Origin of the sequence: Aeromonas bivalvium (genome assembly GCF_000819765.1) — a bacterium.
In the GTDB taxonomy this organism is placed as follows: domain Bacteria; phylum Pseudomonadota; class Gammaproteobacteria; order Enterobacterales; family Aeromonadaceae; genus Aeromonas; species Aeromonas bivalvium.
In genome coordinates, this window is the sequence record NZ_CDBT01000004.1 from 26,502 (window position 1) to 50,010 (window position 23,509).

Below are 23,509 nucleotides of genomic sequence, written 5' to 3' on the forward strand. Positions count from 1 at the left end.
ATTATGGAATCGGGTGCTACTCATACCTCGCCGCTTCCCAGGCGTGTATCGCCTGTTTGCGGGTCTCGCCCCAGTGATAACCGCCGAGTTTGCCGTTTTGCTGAATGACCCTGTGGCAGGGGATCATCAAGGCGACGGGGTTGGCACCCACCGCCAGCCCCACGGCGCGGGCGGCCTTGGGGTTGCCGACGGCGCTTGCCACCTGGGCGTAGCTCACCACCTTGGCTGGCGGGATCTCGAGCAGCGTCCGCCAGACGCTGATCTGTAAGTGGGCGCTGCTCACATGCAGGGAGATGGGGCGTTACCCTAACAACGAGTTCAAATCGCTCGCCTGCCTCACTGAGACTGGCTAAAATCCGCCCCTTAACCAAACGTGGGGGTTTGGCAATGGAAGCCGCATAGCTATGGGTCATTTCAGTCACGTTACCACCCGGGTCGGTGCACTTCTTTGCCGCTCAATGTTCATGGGATATCTGTTGGGGATGAATTAAGTGAAAGGATCAGAAGAGAACGTAAACATCAGCCTCCTGGAGGCTGAGCCTGGCAGCCTTCCCGAGTTCAAGCTCGCCTTGCAGGATGCCTTTCGCGTGGCGGCAGAGGCAGACTTTGGACACCCACTTGAAGAGCCGATTCCGTCTGACGAAGATATTGAACAGTCATTCCACACCAAGGGGGCCGTTACATACTGGATCATGGCAGCCGAACAGCGTGTTGGTGGAGCCGTGTTAGTGATAGACCAGATGAGCGGTCGCAACTCCCTGTCATTCTTTTTCATCGCGACGAGCCAACAGAGCAAAGGCTTGGGCCTGAAAGCCTGGCATGCGATTGAAAAGGCGTTTCCTCTCACCAACGTCTGGGAAACGGTGACGCCATATTTTGAGAAACGGAATATTCACTTCTACGTGAACAGATGTGGTTTCAAAATTGTCGATTTCTACAACAAATACCATCCAGATCCTCATCAGGTCTCACACCATCTTGATGGCAAAGGAGATGACGATGAGATGTTCCGGTTTGAGAAAATAATGGAAGGTGCAAGTGCTGGTAAACGCGAAAGCCCACCCGGCGATTGACCCCGTTTGTTTCGCTCTCTATAGGCTGTGCGATACATACGTGCGGCCCACGTTGTTTCAAAGGTGAAGGCGGCTTTCGAAAAATAGACCAGGCCCAGGCGGTATCATTCGTCGCCACCCCTATCAGGGGAATACTCTCTCCATCCATGCCATGGGCGGTGCTTATGGCATCCTACGGGCTTGGTCAATCCGATGAGTGGTGGTCCGGATGGCCATCATGTTCCGTCTCCAACTCAACAAAAGGGGCGATCTGCGCCCCGATTCTTCTTATGTCCCCGCTTTATATCGCTGCATGCTCGTTCGGCGCTGCCTGATTGTCTGCTGACTCACCACCAACACTTCAGTTTCTCCCTCATCAGGGCGAGCAGAAAAAGGCCACGTTCACTCATACCTCGCCGCTTCCCAAGCGTGTATCGCCTGCTTGCGGGTCTCGCCCCAGTGATAGCCGCCGAGTTTGCCGTTTTGCTGGATGACTCTGTGGCAGGGGATCATCAAGGCGACGGGGTTGGCGCCCACCGCCAGCCCCACGGCGCGGGCGGCCTTGGGGTTGCCGACGGCGTTTGCCACCTGGGCGTAGCTCACCACTTTGGCTGGCGGGATCTCGAGCAGCGCCCGCCAGACGCTGATCTGAAAGTTGGTGCCGCTCACGTGCAGCGAGATGGGGCGATCCGGCGTCTTGCTGCCATCGAACATGGTGTGGATGACGCTTTGGGTGCGTGAGGGCGCTTCTCGCAGCTCCGCTTCGGGCCAGCTGTGGGCGAGGGCGCTCAGCGGCGTTTGTGGGGCCTGGTCATCGAGAAACGAGAAGTTGCACACCCCCCGCGGGGTCAGGGCGACGAACGCCTGGCCGAAGGGGGTGTCGTGCACCCCGTGATCGATGACCAGCCCGGCCCCGCGTTGCTTGTACTCGCCCGGCGTGACGGCTTCGAGCTGCACGAAGTGATCGTAGAGCCGCGAGCCGCTGCTCAGGCCCAGGGTGTCGGCCACCTCCAGCAGGGAGCGCGATTCGTGCAGCAGCGCCTTGGCCCGCTCCAGGGTCAGCACCTGCAGGTAGCGCTTCGGTGTCACCCCGGCCCAGCGGCTGAACAGCCGCTGGAAGTGAAAGGGGCTTAGGTGCACATGCGCCGCTATCTCGTCCAGGGTGGGCTGGTGCGCCACCTGGCTTGCGATAAAACGGATGGCATCACTGATGCGGGCGTAATCAGACATAAGGCGCTCTCACGATAAGGTTGCGGTCGCAGGATCTTGGGGGCGACAAGGTCATGTGCGACAAATAGATACCCCACCATCGGCCAGCAGGGCAATGCCGGTGGTAAAGCTCGATGCATCGGACGCCAGATAGAGGGCCGAGCGGGCGATCTCCTCCGGTTGGGCCAGGCGCTTGAGGGCATGCATATGCTGCACAAAGGCGAGGCTTTCCGGCGTATCGGTAAAGGCCCGTCCCATGGGGGTGTCGGTTCCCCCCGGCAGCAGGGCGTTGACCCGCACCCCTTGTGCCCCGAACTCCGCGGCCAGCACCTGGGTCAGACCGATGAGGCCCGCCTTGCTCGCGGCATAGGCCGCCATGCCGGGCAGCCCCAGGGTATGGCCGACGAAGGTGGAGGTAAAGATAAGGGAGCCGCCCCCGCGTGCCTGCATGGCGGGGATCTGGTACTTGGCCCCCACAAAGGCGCTGGTGAGGTTGGTATCCAGGGTCTCATGCCACTGTGCCAGTGCCATCTCCTGTACGTTGCCCGGCGCGCCCGTGGTGCCGGCGTTGTTGAAGGCGACATCGAGTCCGCCGAAACGGGTCAGTGCGAGATCCACCAGGGCGCGGGCGTAAGTCTCGCTTTTCACATCCCCCGCCAGGCTCACTGCCTGGCCCCCCTCATGGCGGATCTCCTCCACCAGCGCATCCAGCTCGGGCTGGCGGCGGGCGCCGACGACGACGCTGGCCCCCTCCCGAGCAAACAGGATGGCGCTGGCGCGACCGATACCGGAGCTGGCGCCCGTGATGATGGCGACCTTGTTGGACAGTAATGACATGGCAGTTCCCTCGCGTGATGTGCATGGCGCCGGGTGGTGACGTTCATGCAGGGTTGGCAGACAAGTGGATGGGTTCAACCCCCTCCTGGTTCAAACCTCCTTTGGTTCAACCCTCCTTTGGTTCAAAGCTTTGGGGGGGTCGAAAGCACTGTTGGTTTGAAAGCACTATGGCGGCGAACCTTCGTCACGACGACCCGGATCTTGCTCACTTGTGCCATCGGCGATGGGCCATCACGGCATCGGGAGATATCAGCGTTTTATGAAGGGAGTGGGAAGGGAGCGGGAAGGGAGCGGGGCTGTGGCGCTGCTTTCCCAGGTGGTGGTGACCTGGGTTTGCAAGGGCAGGGCATGGAAAACAGTGCCACCGGTGTCGGTGGCACTGACGCAAAGCCTGGTGGGATAACGCTCTTTTAGGGGTTATCAGGCCAGGGCGGGGCTGGATGTGGCGGCGCAGGGCAGGGCGGCCAACTGTGCAAGGTGCTCGCGCAGGCAGACACCGGCGCCGGTGGCGTTGACCGTCTCGAAGTAGTCGTGCCAGCCCGATGCGGCTATTCCCTGGACGAGGGCCTCGATGGCTGCGGCATCCGGCCCGCGCCAGATGGCGAAGAAGAGGTGGGGCGCACCATGGAGGGTGGCAGCATCGGTCTCGCCCAGGGCGATGGGCTCCACCCCGAGGGCGGCGAGGTTGGCCATGCCTGTGCCAATGGCCTCGAAGAACTGCTGACGGGCCGTCTGGCTCAATGCCAGCCAGGCGGGAGTGGGGGTGTAGAGCTCTGCCAGATAGTGGGTCATAGGGGTTCCTTGGAGAGTTGGCCCTTGCGCAAGGTGCGCAAGGCGCGTTGACAAATCCGGGTTGTCGCGGGGCAGGGGCTTTCGCGAGACCAGCGCGCGCAAAGATCAGTGACCCACTGTGGCCTGTCTTTGCTCGCATCGTTCAGCCAGTTGGCAACGGAGTCCTGCACATAGGGGGCGGGATCGGCCTTGAGGGGCTCGAGCAGCATCAGGGCCTGCTCCGGCGCTTGTCGCAGGGACGCAAGATGGGTACACCAGACGCCGCGGGGCCGGGTCGCTTCGCTGGCAAAGCGTCGCAGCCGCTCGGACGGCTCCGCCGTCCAGGGCACCAGGGCGGCAATGGCCGCCTCGAGCTGCGCGGCAATGGTCGTTCGCATTGCGAGCCAGGCCCACTCGCGCACCCCGAAGTGCGGGTCATCGGCGAGGGGGCGAATGAGGGCCAGGCGCTCGCTGAGCGACAGCTCCTCGCTCGCGCCCACCATGAAACAGGCCCAGCCCCGCACGGTATCGGAGGGATGGCGGCTGAGCGCCGCAAGATCCCTCGTGCCGTTCTCGGCCAGGAGCAATCTGGCGGCCAGTGCCATGCGCCGGGTAATGCCCTCCCCGGATGCGGCGTGCATCGACGCCAGCGCCTGGGGCCCGAGCGCAGGCCGGGCGCACTGCATCAGGGCGGCAAAATCCACCGCCAGGCATTCGGTCAGGTTGCTTGCCTCGATCTCTCCCCGGTTGAGCTGGGCGAGGCGTGAGGGGGCGATATCCGTGATGCGGCTGCGTGTCATGGGTGCTCCTCTGTAACAGCCTCAGTGCAGCCTGCCCGGGATGAGATGACGTTGAGCCAGGCCCGCTTGAGCAGGGCGCTCAGGGTCTCTCGCTCTGCCTGATCGAACCCGGCAAACAGGGAGCCTATCCACTGGCTGTGCTCATCGAGCAGGTGCTGCGCCAGGGCCTGGCCCTGCTCTGTCAGGCGCACCGAGATCTTTCGCCTGTCCTGGCTGTCGCTGTGGCGAGCCAGCAGGCCGTCCCGCTGCAGCCCGTCGAGCAAGCCGGTGATGGTGGCCCGTGTGACCCCTGCCTTGACGGCAAGCTCGTGGGGAGCCAGCCCTTGTGGCAGGTCGCGCAGCAAAAACAGCAGCACGAACTTGCCTTCGGAAAGGCGGTGAGGGGCCAGGCGCGCCGCGCACGCCTGATCGATGGCAGCGGCGAGGGTCAGCACCTCAAAGCAGACGCGTATGTTTTCGGTGTCCGCGTGGCCGCGGCGCTCTGCATCCTCAAGCAGGGCGAGGTGTTTCTGTTCCAGCGTGATCATGGTGGTGAGGTCTCGAATGATTTTGTATGGCGCCATACTATATGGCGCCAATCAAATGATCAACCACGCAAGAGTGCGACCCGAATGATCGATGGCAATGGGGCGCGGGTGTGTGGCGATGGGGGCTTTGCAAGAAAAAGCCTTGCAAGAAAATCGGCCATCTTTGGCCGTCATTCCCTATAATGCCCCTCCTTTGTGGCCCGGGGGAGTGCCCCGCAGTGAGCCACCGCAAGCCCGAATCTTGATAGAGACGATCCCATGCATACCCTGGAACAGCTGCGCGCGGGCGAACTGCTTGGCGCCCGCCACCTCAAACTTGCTGAAAACCTGACGGTGTTCCCCCCCGAGATCTTGAGCCTCAAGGAGACCCTGGAGGTGCTGGATCTCACCGGCAACCAGCTGAGCGAGTTGCCTGACGAGCTGGCCGAGTGCAAGAAGCTGCGCATTATCTTCTGCTCCGAGAACAACTTCACCGAACTGCCCCAAGTGTTGGGGCGCTGCCCCGCGCTCACCATGGTGGGCTTCAAGGCCAGCCGCATCGCGACCGTCTCGGCCGCCTCCCTGCCCGCCAGACTGCGCTGGCTCATTCTGACCGACAACGAGATTGAGTCGCTGCCCGGCGAATTGGGTCAGTGCATTGATCTGCAAAAGCTGATGCTCTCGGGCAACCGGCTACATGAGCTTCCCGAGACTCTTGCCGGTTGCCATCGTTTGGAGCTTTTGCGCATCGCCGCCAATCGGCTGGAGGCACTGCCCGAGTGGCTGCTCGACTTGCCACGTCTGTCCTGGCTGGCCTTTGCGGGCAACCCCTTCTGTGATGAGCAGGCGTGCCTGAACGGCACATCGGTGTTCACTGCCGAGATCCCCTGGCAGGCGCTCTCACTGGGGGGTGTGCTCGGGGAGGGGGCGTCCGGCGTCATTCATCGCGCCGAGTGGGCGAGGGCCGAAGGGGCCGGGGCGGTGGCGGTCAAGCTCTTCAAGGGGGCCGTCACCAGCGACGGCCTGCCCCTGAGCGAGATGGGGGCGTCCCTGGCCGCCGGTCGCCATCCAAACCTGGTCGGGGTGATGGGGCGAGTGAGCGATCATCCCTCCGGCATCCCGGCACTGGTGATGCCCCTGATAGATCCCACCTTCGCCACTCTGGCGGGGCCCCCGAGCCTGGACTCCTGCACCCGGGATGTCTATCCAGCGGATCTCAACTTTACCCCGGCCCAGGTGATGGCCATGGGGCAGGGGGTGGCGAGCGCCGCCCGGCATCTGCACGAGCGGGGCATCCTGCACGGCGATCTCTACGCCCACAACCTGCTGTACTCCTTGCAGCCCGCGATGCCTCACTCGCCGCAGGAGGCTTCGGGCCGGGTGCTGCTCGGGGACTTTGGCGCCGCCTCCTGCTATGACCGCGCCGATGAGGTGTTGGCCGGGCGGCTGGAGCGCCTGGAGGTACGGGCCTTTGGCTGCCTGCTGGCCGAGCTGCTGGCGCGCTGTGATGGAGGGGATGCCAATCTGGATGCCCTTCATCGTTTGGCCGGGGATTGCGGCTTTGAGGCGCCCTCCCGGCGACCCGCCTTCGCGCAGATCCTGACCCGGCTGACAGAGATGACGACAAGCCAGCCTGGGGTCGTGGCCTGAGGGGGCCTGCCCCGGTGTGAGTCCCACTGGCTCCTTCCAAGTCTTGTCTTGCACAGGGGCGGGATCATGGGGCTTGCGCCACTTAGGTGAAGTTGTGATAGTGATGCACCATTGCAGATGACGAGAGGAAGATGATGGAAGCGGCGTTTTGGCATCAGAAGTGGAAAGAGAACCGGATTGGCTTTCATCAGGCAGATTTCAACCGCTGGCTGCAATCCTGGTGGTCGGCCCAGCTAGGGAGCGACCCCGTGCTGGTGCCCCTTTGCGGCAAGTCCCGGGACATGCTCTGGCTGCGTGAACAGGGGCATCCGGTGGATGGGTTCGAGCTCTCCGAGCTCGCCATTACCCAGTTTTTTGACGAGAACAAGCTGAGTGCAGAGAGAAGCGAGGTGGGCCCATATCAGTGCCACCGCCACGAGGATCTGCGCATCTATCAGGGGGATTTCTTCGCCGCCCCCGAGCTGGGACGGCGTTATCGCCTGGTCTATGACAGGGCGGCCCTCATCGCCTTGCCGAGCGCCATGCGCCGCCAGTATGCCGCCCTGATGAGCCGCCTGGTGGAGGCGGGGGGGCAGGTGTTGCTGGTGACCCTCGAGTATCAGCCAGAGCAGCAGCAACAGCCGCCGTTCTCGGTGGGGGAGATGGAGGTGCGCACCCTGTTTGAGCGCGATTTTGGTGTCGAGGTGCTGGGCCGGGCGACGGAGCTGGATCACCCCAGGGTGCTCTCGGGGCAGCTCTCCTATTTCGACGAGGTGGCTTACCGGCTGATCCGCCGTGGCTGAGGGGCGTCTGCGGGTGGTCCCGAACGGTGAACGTGCTGCGCGTGAGCTTACAAGAGGTGGAAGCCGTGATCCCGATCGGCAAACGGACAGCTTCCTGGCTCTTTGCTACCTCTTTTGATGTAGATCAACCGGCCTCTGCCGGGAGGGGGTAAGATGGACTCGTTTCTCAATCACTGCTGGCATCGACCTGGTCGCGTGCCGTCCAGTGTCTGATTTTCACGCTCATGTTCACGTTTGGCGGCTCTTGCCGTCTTTATGGTGGTATTTCCAGCCGGCCTCTTTGGCCGGCTTTTTCTTTGAGGCGCATCAGCCATCGAAGGGCTGAGCGGTGAGGCGAAATGCCCCTGTGTCGTCGATGATCTGCCCTGTGATCCGCTCGTCGTGCTCATGGCCCTGGCCATAGCTGCAGAGGATGAGCCTGTCCGAGGTGCGGGATCTCAGTTGGGTGACGAAGCGCACCAGATCGGCGCGATTGAGCCTGCCCACCTCCTCGCAGACCCTTTCTCGCTGATCAAAGCCCAGATCCTTGTTGCCTATGCTGACCCAGAGCCGCTGACCGCGGCTGCGCAGGTTGGCATCCCGCTCGCTGAGCTGGGCCTGAAGCCCCGCCTTGCTCTCCTGCCATTGCTGCTCGCTGAACTCGAGCATGGCCAGGGGGAAGAGATCGATGAACTCCTCCACCGCATCGAGCAGCACCTGGGGCCCCGCCACCGGCGATTGGATATAGAAGATGAGGCCGGGATGGCGATTGAGGGGCAGGTTGCCGGCTCCCACCACATAGCCGAGCTGCTGACGGGTGCGCAACTCGTGGAAGAAGGTGGAAGACATGATGTGGTTGGCCAGGGTGAAGCAGGCGAGATCCCGCGCCCGGGTGGTGCGGGACTGGTAGTAGACCAGCAGCGCCGAGTCTTCGTGCTCGCACCCGTGCTGGCGAATGAGGGTGCCTCTGTCCTGGATGGAGAGCAGGGGGCGGCGGGTCTCGCTGCCCGGCTGGCTGTAGGGCGCGAGATGGCGCTCGAGCAGGGCGGCCAGGGCCAGGGCTTCGCTCTCCTGCCAGTCGCCGTGCACCAGGGTCTCCACGTGCACCTCCCTGAACAGCTGGGCGACGAAGGCCGGCATCTCGCCAATCTCGACGCCGCGCAGATGGCGCAGCAACTGCTCGAAGGGCGGGTTGTTGGGTTGCAGCAGGCTGGTGAGCTGGTTGAACAGCTGGTTGATGGGGCGGGTCTTGGCCTGGTTCTCCCAGTTGCGAACAAGCTGCTGCTTGATGGCCGCGAAGCGGGCCGGATCCGGATAGCCCAGGGTGCGATTGCCAAGGATCATGTCCAGCAGCAGGGCCTGCTTGTCGGAGAAGCCGCTCAGGGTGATGGTAAAGCCCCCCTGGTGGGCATACATCTGATAGCCGAGGCCGGCGAGCTCGGCCGGGTAGGTGAGGGCGTTGAGGTGATCGCTCAGCAGCTCCACCGCGAGCCGGGCCATGGCGATGTGGCGCGGACTCTTGACCGCGTGCTCGCTGTCGATGGCGATGTAGAGGTTGCCCTTGGGGACCTTGAACTGGTGTTCATGAAGGTGCCAGAGCCGAAAGCCGGGCCTGTCTATCAGGCAGGCGGGCTGGTCGGCGGCGATCGCGGGTGTCCTGGGTTCCAGGCGACCGGCGATGAAGGGGTTGGGCTCGGGCAGGGCCAGGGCGCTATCGGGCTCGCACTGTTGCCAGCGGATCTTGCTGGCCTCCGGGATGGTGCTCACCTTGTAGGGGGTCTGATACCAGCGGGCGAGGCGATCCGTGACAAGCCCGGGGGCCACCAGGGTGACCCTCAGGTTGTGGGGGATCAGCTTGGCGAGCAGGCGTGCGATCAGGGGCTCGTCATACTCGCGCATCATGTAGTCGCCGTAGAGCAGATCCTCCGGGCGATAGAGGAAGAGGTTGAGCACCAGGCCCGCCACCGTGTCCTGGGCCTTGCCCCGCTCCTGGAAGCGAAACGCCGACTCGAGCACCTGTTGTTTCTCCACGTAGCGCCAGGGGGCGAGCCCCTGGCGCTGGATCAGCTTGAGATAGCCAAACAGCAGGCCGATGATCTCGTCCACATGATCGACCCCTGCCGGGGTCAGGCCGAAGTTGATGCCAAAATCCTTGAAGTTGCTGCCGCTCACGCCCCCACCGGCTGCCAGCTGATTGACCCATCCTTTCTCCTTGAGCAGGGAGAGCAGGCTGCCATTGCCCTCATAGCCGATGAGGTGGCTGAGGAAGGTGAGGGGTTTTCGATCGTAATAGGCATCGACCGGCGGCAGCGGGAAGGTCAGGCTCAGTCGGCGGCTCTCCTTGACAGGTACCAGATCGATGCGCAGCCCCAAATCCTCCTGCCGGTAGAGGGGCTCCGTCAGGGCGGGCTCCCCCAGCTTGCGATCGACGATGGGGCCGAAGAAGTGTTCACACCAGGTTAATTGGGTCGCAATAGACTCGGGCGACAGCATCACCAACGCCATGCGATCCGCGCTGTAGTGGCGCTCGTAGAAAGCAACAAGGTCGCCATGCAGGCTGCGTCCCGGCAGATCCGCCAGGGTATCGAGATTGCCGACCGAGAACTTGGTGAAGGGGTGGGCCGGGTTGACCGTCTCCTTGTGCACCTGATAGCTGCGGCGCACGTCGTCCATCAGCTTGAGGCGATATTCGGAATCGACCGCGTTGCGCTCCTTGTCGACCCATTCGGGCGCCAGGGTCGGGCAGATGAAGAACTGGGCGAACCGGGCCAGCCCCTGCTCGAAGTAGGCATTGTCGATATCGAAGAAGAAGTTGGTGAACTCGGTACCTGTCCAGGCGTTGTTGCTGCCGCCGTGACGATTCATGAACTGCTGGTACTCACCGGGTTTGGGGAAGGTCCGGGTACCGAGAAACAGCATATGCTCGAGGAAGTGGGCCATGCCCTGGCGATCGGCGGGATCGTCGAAATGGCCGGTATTGACCGCCAGGGAGGCCGCCGATTTGTCGGTCTCAGGGTCGCAAATGAGGAGCACCTTGAGCCGGTTGGCCAGCGTGAGGTAGTGATACTGCCTGTGGTCATTCGGGCTGGCATAGGGGCTCATAGGCGTTGACTCATGTTGGATTTATTTGAATTTAAAGATGATTATCGACCTCGGTTCCCGGTTGGGCAAACCCTTTTCTGAGAGGTCGCGCAATTGTTTCCCCGTGCGGGTCAAGGTAAGATCGCCCCGCCGTCAACGTCCAAACAGGCCCGACAGGGTGAGGTGGGAATGAAGATTTACATCATGCGTCATGGCCAGGCTGGCATGAATGCGAAAACCGATGAACAGCGTCCCTTGACTGAACAGGGGGTGGCAGAATCGCTGCACATGGCGCGTTGGCTCGCCCCCCAGTTGGACAATGGCCTGGGATTGGTGATCCACAGCAACTATCTGCGGGCGCGTCAGACCTGGCAGGGGATAAGCCAGGTGTTGCCGACCCCGAGCCGGGTCGAGGAGAGTGCGGAGATCACCCCTTACGGCGATCCGGCCCTGGTGGCCAGTTATCTCACCGCCCTGGCCGACCAGCACGACAGCATCCTCATGGTCAGCCACCTGCCCCTGGTGGGCTATCTGGTGCAGATGCTGAGCCCGGCGGCCGGTGCCCCCATGTTCGCCACCTCGGGTCTGGCCTGCATCGAGTGGCAGCAGGGTAAAGGCAACTTGCTCTGGCTGACTGGACCTCATACAATACCCATCGAAACAATTTGATAACATTCAGCTTTTTTAATGTTTGACCTTGTTGTTCATGGATGAATATCCAGTTTTCAGGGAACCGTTTCGCAGAAACTGCTGTCATACGGGGACAATGGCAAGAGGTTACAACGATGAGAGTATTTAAAAAATACCTGCCGCTGATGGTGGCAAAGCACGTCAAAACCTTCTTCAAGGGGCGCATTTATATCCATGGCCGTGGCCGCTTCGACTTTCAGTCCGGGCTGCTGCTGATGCCGAACCAGGCCGATCTGCCGCACCGCCAGACGGTGCTCGAGGTCAACGCCCTGATAGGTCGCCTGCACATGGATGCGGCGTAACGACGCCCCCCGCGTTGCCGCCATGCCGTGCCCCAGACCCTCTTCGGAGGGTCTGATTGTTTCGCCCCCGGGATATGGTCCTTGCACCCGGTACCTGGCCTCCTGCAATGAGCGCCTATTGCTGCGGATCCCATCCATCATGCCTCCATTGGCAACGCTCTTCCCCTTCTCCTGCATGGCCATCTGGACCGGCGATGACATCGTCAGCAAGCTCGCGCTGGGGCTGCGCTCACCGACGGCCATGGCGTGGTCATGCTGGCTGGTGGCCGTCCTCATCCTGACGTCATTTCTTGCCAGGCGACCTGACGGCCAGCTCGCCCAGTCGATGTCAGATCCACCCTCAGTCGCAAGGGGACGCCCGCCTTCTCGTCCATAGGAAAACGGCCCCGCAATGGGGCCGTCTGCTATCAGGATCCGCCGTCGGGGCCTTACTGGGCGATCAGGTACATGTCCTTGGAATAGACCAGATCCTGGGGGTTGTGGTAGGGGTAGCCCTTCACGAAGGGCTTGAGCAGTCGGGACTTCACGTAGAAGTAAACGGGAGCGATGGGGGCTTCCTGATCGAGGATCTGCTCTGCCGCCTGATAAAGCTGGTTGCGCTCGGCCGGGCTCTGGGCATCGTGGGCCTTGGCGAGCAGGGCGTCATACTCCTTGTTGACCCACTTGCCACTGTTGGCCGAGCTGCTGGAGGTCATGATGTCGAGGAAGGTGGAGGCGTCGTTGTAGTCGCCGTTCCAGGAGTAGCGGCTCACCCCGAAGTCTCCCTCGTTGAGGGCGGAGACCATGGTCTTCCACTCCATGTTGTTGAGCTCGGATTTCACCCCCAGGTTGTGCTTCCACATGGAGGAGATGGCGAGCGCTATCTTCTTGTGGCCTTCGTTGGTGTTGTAGAGGATATCCACGCTCAGGGGCTTGTCCGGGCCATAACCGGCCTCGGCCAGCAGCGCCTTGGCCTCCTGGATACGTTGCTCCTTGCTCATCAGCTGGCTGCGGGAGGGCTTGAGCTCGAAGCCATCGACGATGGGCGGCGTGAAGCTGTAGGCCGAGATCTGCCCCTGGCCCAGGATCTTGCCTGTGATGGTGTCGCGGTCGATGGCCAGAGAGAGCGCCTTGCGCACCCTGGGGTCGTCAAAGGGTTTGCGCTGGGTGTTGAACACATAGTAATAGCTGGCCAGCAGCGGCACGTTGAGCAGTTCGTCCGGCGCCGATTTCTTCAGGACGGCGTATTGCTCCAGGGGATAGCTGGTGTAGTGCAGGCTGCCGGCCCGATAGCGATTGTAGGCGGCGGTGTCGGCCACTATCTCCAGATAGAGCACCTTGTTGATCACCGTATTGGCATTGTCCCAGTAATGGGGGTTGCGTTCGGCCACCAGACGCTCGTTGGGGGTCCACTCCTTGAGCACATAGGCACCATTCGAAACGATATTGCCCGGTTTGACCCACTCCTGGCCAAACTTGGCGATGGTTGCCCGTGGCGCCGGGAAAGTGGTGTAGTGGGAGAGGGTCTTGAGGAAGAAGGGGACGGGGGCCTTGAGGCGGATCTGCAGGGTATGGTCATCGAGGGCCTTGATGCCGAGGGTATCCGGACTTGCCTTGCCCGCCAGCACCTCGCTGGCACCGGTGACCCCGGTCAGCTCGATGAACCAGGCATAGTTCGATGCGGTCTTGGGATCTGCCGCCCGCTGCCAGCCATAGACATAATCTGCCGCCGTCACCGGCTCGCCGTTGGACCACCTGGCGTCGGGCCTGAGGGTGAAGGTGTAGAGGGTGCCGCTGGCATCCACTTCATAACCGATAGCGCCGGCCGGCTGCAGCTTGCCATTGCCGTCCACGGTATAGAGGCCCTCGAACAGATCGTTCACTATCTCGCTGCCTGAACTCTCCTCCACCAGCTGGGGGTCGATGGAGGCGGGCTCTGCTCCTATGTTGCGAATAAAGGTCTGCTGGTCGGCGGGGAGCAATGTGGTGCCGGGTGGTACCTGTGCTGCCAGGGCGGGCAGCGCGAACAGGGCCAGCACGGCCCCGGCGATGAGGGTCTTCTTCATTGAATATCCTTATGTTTTTGTATGCTTCCAAAGCGATCCCAGTGTGCTGTATCCGCAAGGAAAGCTCAAGCGCGAGTCCGGCTCCCCCAAGGGACGGGCATCGTCAGGGAGGGGCGCAGGAGGAGGGGAGAGCGGCCTCTGGCGGCTTATCGAAGCGAATTAACTTCTCGAAAGCCCGGGGTGATCTCGGCACATCAAGCGCGAAATGGCCAGTGATGTGACTTTTTTGAACAGAAATTCAATGAGTTAATTCGCTGCAAAAACAAATTTTCAACGTTACATTGGGTTACATAACAACGATGCCGGGTCCGGCACTTTTTTTGTGCCGCCCTGCAAACGTTTTCAACGCCAACGGAAACGCTCAAAGGAAACACCATGAAGAACATGATCACCCTGGGTGAGTACATCGTCAAAAAACAGGCGGACTATCCGACCGCAACCGGCGAACTCAGCTCCTTGCTCAGCTCCATTCGCCTCGCTGCCAAGGTGGTCAACCGGGAGATCAACAAGGCCGGACTGGCCGACATCATGGGATCGGTGGGCTCCTCGAATGTGCAGGGTGAAGAGCAGCAGAAGCTGGATGTCTACGCCAACGAGCGCTTCAAGGCGGCCCTGGAGGCCAGGGGCGAGGTGTGCGGCATGGCCTCCGAGGAGGAGGAGGACTTCGTCGCCTTCGATTCGGCGCTCTCGGCTCACTCCAAGTATGTGGTGCTGATAGATCCCCTAGATGGCTCCTCCAACATCGATGTCAACGTCTCGGTCGGCACCATCTTCTCCATCTATCGCCGGGTCAGCGAGCCGGGCTCGCCGGTGCGCCTGGATGACTTCCTGCAGCCGGGCCATCGTCAGGTTGCCGCCGGCTACGTGGTTTATGGCTCCTCCACCATGCTGGTGTACACCACTGGCTTTGGGGTCAACGGTTTCACCTATGACCCTTCCATCGGCTGCTTCTGCCTCTCTCACGAGAACATCCGCATCCCGGAGGAGGGGAAGATCTACTCCATCAACGAGGGCAACTACATCAAGTTCCCGGACGGGGTGAAGAAATACCTGAAATATTGCCAGGAGCGGGATGAGGCGACCCACAGACCCTATACCTCCCGCTATATCGGTTCCCTGGTATCGGATTTTCACCGCAACCTGCTCAAGGGCGGCATCTATATCTATCCGTCCGGCACCAACTCCCCGAACGGCAAGCTGCGCCTGCTCTATGAGTGCAATCCCATGGCATTCCTGGTGGAGCAGGCGGGGGGCAAGGCCTCTGACGGTTTCCGTCGCATCATGGACATACAACCGACCGCCCTGCATCAGCGCACCCCTTACTTCGTGGGCTCAACCCGGATGGTGGAGCGGGCCGAGGGCTTCATGCGCGAGTTTTCCGCCCATGAAGAGGTGAAGGAGTAAGAGTCCGATCCCTTACGACAAAAAGCAAAAAGGCCGCACAAGCGGCCTTTTTCCATGCACTCACGGCTCATTTGGCCGCTTGTTTGCTCACCAGTTCCAGCAGTTCGTAGCGAATGCTGGGGGCGTCTGCGGGGGGATTTTCCACCGGATGCTTGGCAATCTTCAACTCGTACAGGTAACCAGGTTCGAAGGTAAAGCCTTGAATTTGGCTGTAAAACAACGTCCAGTCCTGATCCTTGCTCTCCTTGACCTCCATGCACTGCATGGGGCCTACACCTGTGCAGGGCACCAGCTGGGTGTTGATGAAGAGGGTGTCGCCCTTAGGAGCGGGGGCCGGTTGACAGCCAGCGAGCACCAGGGCGGCAGCGGCAAGGGGTAATTTCATGGGCATGGGCCTCGTTGATGAATTCAAGCGAGGATTAAAACGCGAAAGAAAAAGGCGGTCAATGACCGCCTTCTTGATCACTGTCTCGGCAACGGGCCGATCAGCGCTGTTCGAGCGGGGTGAACTCGCGCTCCGACGCGCCGACATAGAGTTGACGCGGGCGACCTATCTTCTGATCGGGATCGGACAGCATCTCGTTCCAGTGGGCAATCCAGCCGATGGTACGGGACATGGCGAAGATCACGGTGAACATGGAGACGGGGATGCCGATGGCCTTCATGATGATGCCGGAGTAGAAGTCCACGTTCGGGTAGAGTTTCTTCTCGATGAAGTAGGCATCGGACAGCGCGATGCGCTCCAGCTCCATGGCGACGGCCAGCAGCGGATCCTTGATCTGCAGCTCTTCGAGCACCTCGTGGCAGGTCTGACGCATGACCTGGGCACGGGGATCGTGGTTCTTGTAGACCCGGTGACCGAAGCCCATCAGGCGGAAGGGGTCGTTCTTGTCCTTGGCCTTCTCGATGAACTCGGGGATGCGATCCACAGACCCAATCTCCTCGAGCATCTTGAGGCAGGCTTCGTTGGCACCGCCGTGAGCCGGTCCCCACAGGGAGGCGATCCCGGCGGAGATACAGGCAAACGGGTTGGCACCGGAGGAGCCCGCCAGACGCACGGTGGAGGTAGAGGCGTTCTGCTCGTGATCCGCGTGCAGGGTGAAGATGCGATCCATGGCCCGCTCGACGATGGGATTGACCTTGTACTCCTCGGTCGGTACGCCAAACATCATGTGCAGGAAGTTGCCGGCATAGGAGAGGCCGTTGCGCGGATGCATGAAGGGTTGACCGACCGAGTATTTGTAACTCATGGCGGCCAGGGTCGGCATCTTGGAGAGCAGGCGGAAGGCGCAGATCTCGCGGTGCTGCTCGTTGTTGATGTCCAGCGCATCGTGGTAGAAGGCGGACAGGGCACCGACCACACCGCACATGATGGCCATGGGGTGGGCGTCACGGCGAAAACCGCGGAAGAAGTAGACGATCTGTTCGTGCACCATGGTATGACGCATCACCATGCGCTCGAACTCGGCGTATTGCGCCTTGGTCGGGGCTTCGCCGTACAGCAGGATGTAGCAGACTTCCAGATAGCTGGCCTGGGTCGCCAACTGGGCGATGGGGTAACCACGGTGCAGCAAGACACCCTGATCGCCATCGATGTAAGTAATGGAGGATTTGCAAGAACCTGTGGCCATGAAGCCGGGATCGAACGTGAAGTAACCCTGAGCGCCCAGCTTTCTGACATCAATCACATCGGGTCCCAGAGTACCGGACAGGATCGGCAATTCGACCGGCTCTTTTCCGGGTAAGTGTAGGGTGGCTATTTTATCAGCCATAGCACGTCTCCTTTGCTCTTTTATAATTTGTTCCAGTCGTACTCTATTACGAGATTCATGACTCAGGCACAAGGGTTTCTCACCCTTTTCTCACCCAGGGGGGCGGCTGGAGCGCCTTATTTGAACCAGAGTTCCCCACCCTTGTCAATTTTGCTGAATGATCATTAATGACCTGTTAAACAAGATGTGAGATCTGGTTTACGGTTTTGGGTTTTCTTTGTAGCTATTTGATTGTCATTGGTTAAGGCCGCCGATATACTGCGCCTCGTGGGTGATGGCTGTCGGTGTTTGAAACGCTTTCGCAAAGCCGGATGTGATATTGAAAATGTTGTTTTTGGCTTTCCTGAGTTGTTTTGGTAACAAAATCCTAACAAATGCCACTCCGTGCCCTCAATAGTTTGTGAAAACAATAACTAACGTGCTCAATGGAGCTGAGTGGGCAAAGCCGTGAAAAATAAACAGAGACCTGTAAACCTCGACCTACAGACTATCAGCTTTCCTGTCACCGCCATCGCTTCCATCTTGCATCGTGTCTCAGGGGTGATCACCTTTGTGGCGCTTTCCATCTTGCTGTGGATGCTTGGTACTTCCCTTTCCTCTCCCGAGGGTTTCGACACTGTCATGTCCATCCTGGACAACATCCTGGTCAAACTCGTGTTTTGGGGGATCCTGACGGCGCTCGCGTACCACATCGTTGGTGGTATTCGTCACCTGATCATGGACATGGGCTATTGGGAAGAGCTGGAATCCGGCTCACAGAGCGCCCGTGTGGCCTTCGTGATCACCGGTGTCTTGGCGGTATTGGCGGGAGTACTGGTATGGTAACCAATTCTGCAACCTTCGGGCGCAGCGGCGTTCACGATTACATCCTGATCCGTGCCACCGCCCTCATCATGACGTTCTACACCCTCTATCTGGTGGGTTTCATTGCCTTCAACGACATCACCTACCAGGTATGGGTCGGCTTCTTCGCCCAGACCTTTACCAAGGTGTTCACCCTGTTGGCGCTCTTCTGTGTGCTGATCCACGCCTGGATCGGCTTGTGGCAGGTGCTGACCGACTATATCAAGCCGGTTGCCGTACGGGGCTCTCTGCAATTTGCCCTGGTCGTGGTCTTGTTTGTCTATCTGATGACGGGTTTCGTCGTGCTGTGGGGTGTATAAGGTGACTATTCCAACTCGTGAATTTGATGCGGTGGTGATCGGTGCCGGTGGCGCCGGCATGCGTGCCGCACTGCAGATTGCCCAATCCGGCAAGAGCTGTGCTCTGCTGTCCAAGGTATTCCCGACCCGCTCCCATACCGTGTCCGCCCAGGGCGGGATCACGGTCGCCCTGGGCAATGCCCATGACGACAACTGGCAGTGGCACATGTACGACACCGTCAAGGGCTCCGATTACATCGGTGACCAGGAAGCGATCGAATACATGTGCAAGACGGGCCCGGAAGCCGTCTACGAACTGGAGAACATGGGCTTGCCCTTCTCCCGCTTCGACAACGGCCGCGTCTATCAGCGCCCGTTCGGTGGCCAGTCCAAGGATTTTGGCGGTGAGCAGGCGGCGCGTACCGCCGCGGCGGCCGACCGTACCGGTCACGCCCTGCTGCACACCCTGTATCAGCAAAACGTCAAGAGCAAGACCACCGTCTTCTCCGAGTGGTATGCCCTGGATCTGGTGAAGAACCAGGACGGCCACGTGGTGGGTTGTACCGCCATCGACATGGAGAGCGGCGAAGTCGTCTACTTCAAGGCCAAGGCCACCGTGCTTGCCACCGGCGGCGCCGGTCGCATCTACCAGTCCACCACCAACGCCCACATCAATACCGGTGACGGCGTCGGCATGGCGCTGCGCGCCGGCGTGGGCGTGCAGGACATGGAATTCTGGCAGTTCCACCCCACCGGCATCGCCGGGGCAGGGGTGCTGGTGACCGAAGGCTGTCGCGGTGAGGGCGGTTATCTGCTCAACAAGGACGGCGAGCGCTTCATGGAGCGCTATGCGCCCAACGCCAAGGATCTGGCCGGTCGCGACGTGGTGGCCCGCTCCATCATGATCGAGATCCGCGAAGGCCGTGGTTGCGACGGTCCCTGGGGCCCGCACATCAAGCTCAAGCTGGATCACCTGGGCAAGGACGTACTGGAATCCCGCCTGCCGGGCATCTGCGAGCTCTCTCGCACCTTCGCCCACGTGGATCCGGTCAAGGAACCCATCCCCATCATCCCGACCTGCCACTACATGATGGGCGGCGTGCCGACCAGCGTGAACGGCCAGTGCCTGACCCAGGATAAAGACGGCAACGACGTCCCCGTGGTCGGCCTGTTCGCGGTGGGGGAAATCGCCTGTGTCTCCGTGCACGGTGCCAACCGCCTCGGCGGCAACTCCCTGCTGGATCTGGTGGTGTTCGGTCGTGCCGCCGGCATGCACCTGGTCAACACCCTGGGGGAGATGGAGCATGGCCGCGCCGCCTCCGAAGCGGACATCGATGCCGCCCTGGCCCGTTTCAATCGCTGGGAAAACACCCGAGACGGTGAAGACCCGGCCCAGATCCGCCGGGATCTGCAACGCTGCATGCAGAACAACTTCTCCGTGTTCCGTGAAGGTGACGCCATGGCCGAAGGGCTGGCGGAGCTCAAGCTCATCCGCGAGCGCCTGAAGAACGCCCGTCTTGACGATACCTCCAAGGAGTTCAACACCCAACGCATCGAGTGCCTGGAGCTGGACAATCTGATGGAGACGGCGTTTGCCACCGCGGTGGCGGCCAACTTCCGTACCGAGAGCCGGGGCGCCCACAGCCGCTTCGACTTCCCGGAGCGTGACGACGATAGCTGGTTGTGCCACAGCCTCTATCACCCGGACACCGAGTCCATGACCCGTCGCGCGGTCAACATGTCACCCAAGACCCGTGAGGCGTTCCCGCCCAAGGTCCGGACTTACTGATTGCGGAGCAAAGCACAATGAACGTCACATTCTCGGTATATCGCTATAACCCGGACGTTGATAACGCCCCACATATGAAGGATTATCGTCTTGATATTCCTGAAGGTTCCGACATGATGGTGCTCGATGCGCTGATCCAGCTCAAAGAGCTGGATCCCACGCTCGCCTTCCGTCGCTCCTGCCGTGAAGGGGTCTGTGGCTCGGACGGGATCAACATGAATGGCAAGAACGGTCTTGCCTGCATCACCCCGCTCTCCGATCTCTTGAAGAAGGGCAACAAGGTGGTCATCCGCCCCTTGCCCGGCCTGCCGGTGATCCGCGATCTGGTGATCGACATGACCCAGTTCTACACCCAGTGGGAGAAGGTCAAGCCCTTCCTCATCAACGACGAAAAATTGCCGCCCGTGCGTGAGCACCTGCAATCCCCTGAAGAGCGTGCCAAGCTCGACGGCCTGTACGAATGTATCCTCTGTGCCTGCTGCTCGACCTCTTGCCCCTCCTTCTGGTGGAACCCGGACAAGTTCATCGGCCCCGCCGGTCTGCTTGCCGCCTATCGCTGGCTGGCCGACAGCCGCGACAGCGCCACCACTGAGCGTCTGGGCAACCTGGATGATGCCTTCAGCGTCTTCCGTTGCCACGGCATCATGAACTGTGTGAGCGTCTGTCCTAAGGGCCTCAACCCGACCAAGGCCATCGGCCATATCAAGTCGATGCTGCTCAACCGGGCTGTGTAATACCCAGGGCCCCGCCGCAAGGGCAGGGGCCCGACCTCTGGATGGCCACTCGACCCCTGGAAGGGTGGCCGTTTAACCCCGACAAAGCTGCTTCGTGGCAGTGACAAGAAGTACAAGGGATAGACATGCATAACGGCGTGATGAAGGCCTGGTTGGAGTCATCTCACCTGGCTGGTGCGAATGCAAGCTATATAGAGGATTTGTACGAATCCTTTCTGGACGATCCCGATTCCGTTGCCGAGGAGTGGCGCAGCATCTTTGCTGAACTGCCCCAGGTCAATGGTCACGCGGTAGAACAACCCCACTCCCAGGTCCGCGATTATTTCCGTCGTCTGGCCAAGGACCCCTCCCGTTTCAGTGCCCCCGTTTCCGATCCCCAGGTGGATGCGAAGCAGGTGCGCGTATTGCAACTGATCAACGCCTTCCGTTTCCGCGGTCACCAGAATGCCAAGCTGGACCCTCTCGGTCTCTGGGCCCGTGAAACCGTTGCCGAGCTCGATCCGGCCTTTCACAACCTGCAGGGTGCAGATATGGAGGCCACCTTCAATGTGGGCTCCTACGCCATCGGTCGCGAGACCATGGTGCTCTCCGATCTCTATGCCTCGCTCAAGAAGACCTATTGCGGCAGCATAGGCGCCGACTATATGCACCTCACCTCCACCGAAGAGAAGCGTTGGCTGCAAGACAGACTCGAATCCATCGAAGGGAAGGGGACCTATAGCCTCGAAGAGAAGACCCGCTTCCTCGAGAACCTGACCGCCGCCGAAGGGTTGGAAAAATACCTGGGGGCCAAGTTCCCCGGCGCCAAGCGCTTCTCCCTGGAAGGGGGCGATGCCATGGTGCCCATGCTCAAGGAATTGATCCGCCGCGCCGGCGAGCAGGGCTGCAAGGAGGCCGTGATCGGCATGGCCCACCGCGGCCGTCTCAACGTGCTGATCAACGTGCTCGGCAAGCGTGCCCAGGACTTGTTCGACGAGTTCGCCGGCAAGCATGGCGAATCCTGGGGCACAGGGGACGTGAAGTACCACATGGGCTTCTCCTCCGACTTCGCCACCCCGGGCGGCAACGTCCACCTGGCGCTCGCCTTCAACCCGTCTCACCTCGAAATCGTCAACCCCGTGGTCATCGGCTCCGTGCGTGCGCGCATGGACAGACGTGGCGACAAGGACGGCTCCAGCGTCTTGCCCATCACCATCCACGGTGACTCGGCCATCGCGGGGCAGGGGGTCGTTGCCGAGACCTTCAACATGTCCCAGACCCGAGCCTATGGCGTGGGCGGGACGGTGCGCATCGTCATCAACAACCAGGTGGGCTTCACCACCTCCAACATGCGTGACGTGCGCTCCACCGAATATTGCACCGACATCGCCAAGGCGGTGCAGGCCCCCGTGCTGCACGTCAACGGGGACGACCCGGAAGCCGTGGTGCTGGTGACCCAGATAGCGCTGGATTATCGCAATACCTTCAAGCGCGACGTGGTGATCGAGCTGGTTTGCTACCGTCGTCACGGCCACAACGAGGCGGACGAGCCGAGCGCGACCCAGCCCTTGATGTACCAGAAGATCAAGCAGCATCCGACGCCGCGCAAGATCTACGCCGATCAGCTGGTCGCCGAAGGCAGCATCAGCCAGGAGCTGGCCACCGCCCAGGTCAATGAATACCGTGACGCCCTGGACAAGGGGGAGCGGGTGGTCAAGGAGTGGCGCCCCATGGAGCTGCACTCCGTGGACTGGACCCCGTATCTCGGTCACGACTGGGCCATGCACTATGACGCCAGCCTGCCCATGGAGCAGCTCAAGGCCCTGGGCGAGCGCGTCAGCCAGTACCCGGCCTCCCACGTGCTGCAACGTCAGGTGCAGAAGATATACGAAGACCGCCGCCTGATGGCCGCCGGCGACAAGCTGCTGGACTGGGGCTTCGCCGAGACCCTGGCCTACGCCACCCTGGTGGACAAGGGCGCCCGCATCCGTATCACGGGGCAGGATTCCGGCCGCGGCACCTTCTTCCACCGCCATGCCGTGCTGCACAACCAGAACGATGCCAGCACCTACACACCGCTGTGCAACATTCATGAGCAGCAGGGACCGTTCGAAGTTTATGACTCCGTGCTCTCCGAAGAGGCGGTACTGGCGTTCGAATATGGTTACGCCAGCGCCGAGCCCGCCGGCCTCACCATCTGGGAAGCCCAGTTCGGTGACTTCGCCAACGGTGCCCAGGTGGTGATCGACCAGTTCCTCTCCTCCGGCGAACAGAAGTGGGGCCGGATGTGCGGCCTGACCATGCTGCTGCCCCACGGCTACGAGGGACAGGGTCCGGAGCACTCCTCCGCCCGTCTGGAGCGCTATCTGCAGATGTGCGCCGAGCACAACATGCAGGTGTGCGTGCCCTCCACCCCGGCCCAGGTCTATCACATGCTGCGCCGCCAGGTGGTGCGCCCCATGCGTCGTCCGCTCATCGTGATGTCGCCCAAGTCCCTGCTGCGTCATCCGCTGGCGGTGAGCAAGCTCGAAGAACTGGCACAAGGCACCTTCCAGAATGCCATCGGCGAGATCGACGCCCTGGATCCGAAAGGGGTCAAGCGGGTGGTGTTCTGCTCCGGCAAGGTCTACTACGACCTGCTCGATGCCCGTCGCAAGGCCGAGCAGCAAGACGTGGCCCTGGTGCGCATCGAGCAGCTCTACCCCTTCCCCGAGGCGGAAGTGCGCGCCATCCTGGCCGATTATGCCCATGTCACCGATTTCGTCTGGTGTCAGGAAGAGCCGCAGAACCAGGGCGCCTGGTATTGCACTCGCCATCACTATGATGGGGTCCTGCCTGCCGGTGCCACCCTGCGTTATGCCGGTCGTTCGGCCTCCGCCTCACCGGCGGTCGGTTACATGTCCGTCCACGCCAAGCAGCAGAAAGCCCTGGTGGAAGACGCCCTTACTCTGGCCTAAGCCCTGAACAAGAAGTAACAAGGAACTG

20 protein-coding genes and 2 pseudogenes are annotated in these 23,509 nt (G+C 61.3%); 12 read left to right on the top strand and 10 right to left on the bottom strand.

Going from position 1 to position 23,509, the window contains the following annotated elements:
* Positions 1–16: 16 nt before the first annotated feature.
* Positions 17–301 (bottom strand): annotated as a pseudogene (locus BN1119_RS00355) (methylated-DNA--[protein]-cysteine S-methyltransferase); the annotation flags it as partial.
* Positions 302–491: 190 nt separating this feature from the next.
* Here BN1119_RS00355 and BN1119_RS00360 point away from each other — a divergent pair.
* Positions 492–1,073, top strand: coding sequence for a GNAT family N-acetyltransferase (locus BN1119_RS00360; RefSeq protein ID WP_041992219.1), 582 nt, complete (start codon positions 492–494; stop codon positions 1,071–1,073).
* Between the two features lie 381 nt (positions 1,074–1,454).
* On the opposite strand, the gene BN1119_RS00365 is transcribed toward BN1119_RS00360, so the two are convergent.
* The 5 genes from BN1119_RS00365 to BN1119_RS00385 all read right to left on the bottom strand — a co-directional run bounded on the left by BN1119_RS00365 (position 1,455) and on the right by BN1119_RS00385 (position 5,232).
* Positions 1,455–2,282 carry a bifunctional transcriptional activator/DNA repair enzyme AdaA gene (locus BN1119_RS00365; RefSeq protein ID WP_041992222.1) on the bottom strand — a complete coding sequence of 276 codons (828 nt, stop codon included), beginning with the start codon at positions 2,280–2,282 and terminating at the stop codon, positions 1,455–1,457.
* Positions 2,283–2,333: 51 nt separating this feature from the next.
* Positions 2,334–3,098 carry an SDR family oxidoreductase gene (locus BN1119_RS00370; RefSeq protein WP_041992224.1) on the bottom strand — a complete coding sequence of 255 codons (765 nt, stop codon included), beginning with the start codon at positions 3,096–3,098 and terminating at the stop codon, positions 2,334–2,336.
* 420 nt (positions 3,099–3,518) lie between these two features.
* The gene (locus BN1119_RS00375; protein ID WP_041992226.1) at positions 3,519–3,890 is read right to left on the bottom strand and encodes a DUF6616 family protein; all 372 of its coding nucleotides are present in this window, start codon (positions 3,888–3,890) and stop codon (positions 3,519–3,521) included.
* On the bottom strand, positions 3,887–4,669 hold the full coding sequence (locus BN1119_RS00380) for a HEAT repeat domain-containing protein (protein WP_041992228.1): 783 nt from the start codon (positions 4,667–4,669) through the stop codon (positions 3,887–3,889). Before BN1119_RS00380 ends, BN1119_RS00375 begins: the two co-directional genes overlap by 4 nt.
* On the bottom strand, positions 4,666–5,232 hold the full coding sequence (locus tag BN1119_RS00385) for a MarR family winged helix-turn-helix transcriptional regulator (RefSeq protein ID WP_244463653.1): 567 nt from the start codon (positions 5,230–5,232) through the stop codon (positions 4,666–4,668). The genes BN1119_RS00380 and BN1119_RS00385 overlap by 4 nt, the downstream gene beginning before the upstream one ends.
* 222 nt (positions 5,233–5,454) lie before the next feature.
* Here BN1119_RS00385 and BN1119_RS00390 point away from each other — a divergent pair, with 222 nt between their 5' ends.
* The gene (locus tag BN1119_RS00390) at positions 5,455–6,825 is read left to right on the top strand and encodes a leucine-rich repeat-containing protein kinase family protein (protein WP_041992234.1); all 1,371 of its coding nucleotides are present in this window, start codon (positions 5,455–5,457) and stop codon (positions 6,823–6,825) included.
* Positions 6,826–6,959: 134 nt separating this feature from the next.
* A complete protein-coding gene (locus BN1119_RS00395; protein WP_041992236.1) occupies positions 6,960–7,607 on the top strand; it encodes a thiopurine S-methyltransferase in 648 nt (215 codons plus the stop codon).
* A 306-nt stretch (positions 7,608–7,913) separates the two neighbouring features.
* On the opposite strand, the gene BN1119_RS00400 is transcribed toward BN1119_RS00395, so the two are convergent.
* A complete protein-coding gene (locus BN1119_RS00400; RefSeq protein WP_041992239.1) occupies positions 7,914–10,688 on the bottom strand; it encodes an insulinase family protein in 2,775 nt (924 codons plus the stop codon).
* A 168-nt stretch (positions 10,689–10,856) separates the two neighbouring features.
* On the opposite strand from BN1119_RS00400, the gene sixA reads away from it, so the two are divergent.
* The 3 genes and pseudogenes from sixA to BN1119_RS20810 all read left to right on the top strand — a co-directional run.
* Entirely contained in the window at positions 10,857–11,336 is a 480-nt protein-coding gene (gene sixA, locus BN1119_RS00405) for a phosphohistidine phosphatase SixA (RefSeq protein ID WP_041992242.1), read from the top strand.
* Between the two features lie 116 nt (positions 11,337–11,452).
* Positions 11,453–11,659, top strand: coding sequence for a DUF1107 domain-containing protein (locus BN1119_RS00410; RefSeq protein ID WP_041992245.1), 207 nt, complete (start codon positions 11,453–11,455; stop codon positions 11,657–11,659).
* A 139-nt stretch (positions 11,660–11,798) separates the two neighbouring features.
* Positions 11,799–11,960: pseudogene (locus BN1119_RS20810) on the top strand (EamA family transporter); the annotation flags it as partial.
* A gap of 127 nt (positions 11,961–12,087) precedes the next feature.
* Here BN1119_RS20810 and BN1119_RS00420 read toward each other — a convergent pair.
* Positions 12,088–13,704 (bottom strand): peptide ABC transporter substrate-binding protein, encoded by a 1,617-nt coding sequence (locus BN1119_RS00420; RefSeq protein ID WP_041992251.1) that lies wholly within the window; start codon positions 13,702–13,704, stop codon positions 12,088–12,090.
* A 375-nt stretch (positions 13,705–14,079) separates the two neighbouring features.
* Here BN1119_RS00420 and fbp point away from each other — a divergent pair, with 375 nt between their 5' ends.
* A complete protein-coding gene (fbp, locus tag BN1119_RS00425; RefSeq protein WP_041992254.1) occupies positions 14,080–15,108 on the top strand; it encodes a class 1 fructose-bisphosphatase in 1,029 nt (342 codons plus the stop codon).
* A 67-nt stretch (positions 15,109–15,175) separates the two neighbouring features.
* On the opposite strand, the gene BN1119_RS00430 is transcribed toward fbp, so the two are convergent.
* On the bottom strand, positions 15,176–15,493 hold the full coding sequence (locus BN1119_RS00430) for a DUF4377 domain-containing protein (RefSeq protein WP_041992604.1): 318 nt from the start codon (positions 15,491–15,493) through the stop codon (positions 15,176–15,178).
* 100 nt (positions 15,494–15,593) lie between these two features.
* Positions 15,594–16,880, bottom strand: a complete 1,287-nt coding sequence (locus tag BN1119_RS00435; protein WP_041992257.1) for a citrate synthase — start codon at positions 16,878–16,880, stop codon at positions 15,594–15,596.
* A 435-nt stretch (positions 16,881–17,315) separates the two neighbouring features.
* On the opposite strand from BN1119_RS00435, the gene sdhC reads away from it, so the two are divergent.
* The 5 genes from sdhC to sucA all read left to right on the top strand — a co-directional run bounded on the left by sdhC (position 17,316) and on the right by sucA (position 23,481).
* Positions 17,316–17,705 (top strand): succinate dehydrogenase cytochrome b556 subunit, encoded by a 390-nt coding sequence (gene sdhC / locus BN1119_RS00440; RefSeq protein WP_041992260.1) that lies wholly within the window; start codon positions 17,316–17,318, stop codon positions 17,703–17,705.
* Positions 17,699–18,043, top strand: a complete 345-nt coding sequence (gene sdhD, locus BN1119_RS00445) for a succinate dehydrogenase, hydrophobic membrane anchor protein (RefSeq protein WP_041992263.1) — start codon at positions 17,699–17,701, stop codon at positions 18,041–18,043. Before sdhC ends, sdhD begins: the two co-directional genes overlap by 7 nt.
* Before the next feature lies 1 nt (position 18,044).
* On the top strand, positions 18,045–19,811 hold the full coding sequence (gene sdhA / locus BN1119_RS00450) for a succinate dehydrogenase flavoprotein subunit (RefSeq protein WP_041992266.1): 1,767 nt from the start codon (positions 18,045–18,047) through the stop codon (positions 19,809–19,811).
* Positions 19,812–19,828: 17 nt separating this feature from the next.
* Positions 19,829–20,545 carry a succinate dehydrogenase iron-sulfur subunit gene (locus BN1119_RS00455; protein WP_041992269.1) on the top strand — a complete coding sequence of 239 codons (717 nt, stop codon included), beginning with the start codon at positions 19,829–19,831 and terminating at the stop codon, positions 20,543–20,545.
* Between the two features lie 125 nt (positions 20,546–20,670).
* Positions 20,671–23,481, top strand: coding sequence for a 2-oxoglutarate dehydrogenase E1 component (sucA, locus tag BN1119_RS00460; RefSeq protein ID WP_041992271.1), 2,811 nt, complete (start codon positions 20,671–20,673; stop codon positions 23,479–23,481).
* Positions 23,482–23,509: the final 28 nt, after the last annotated feature.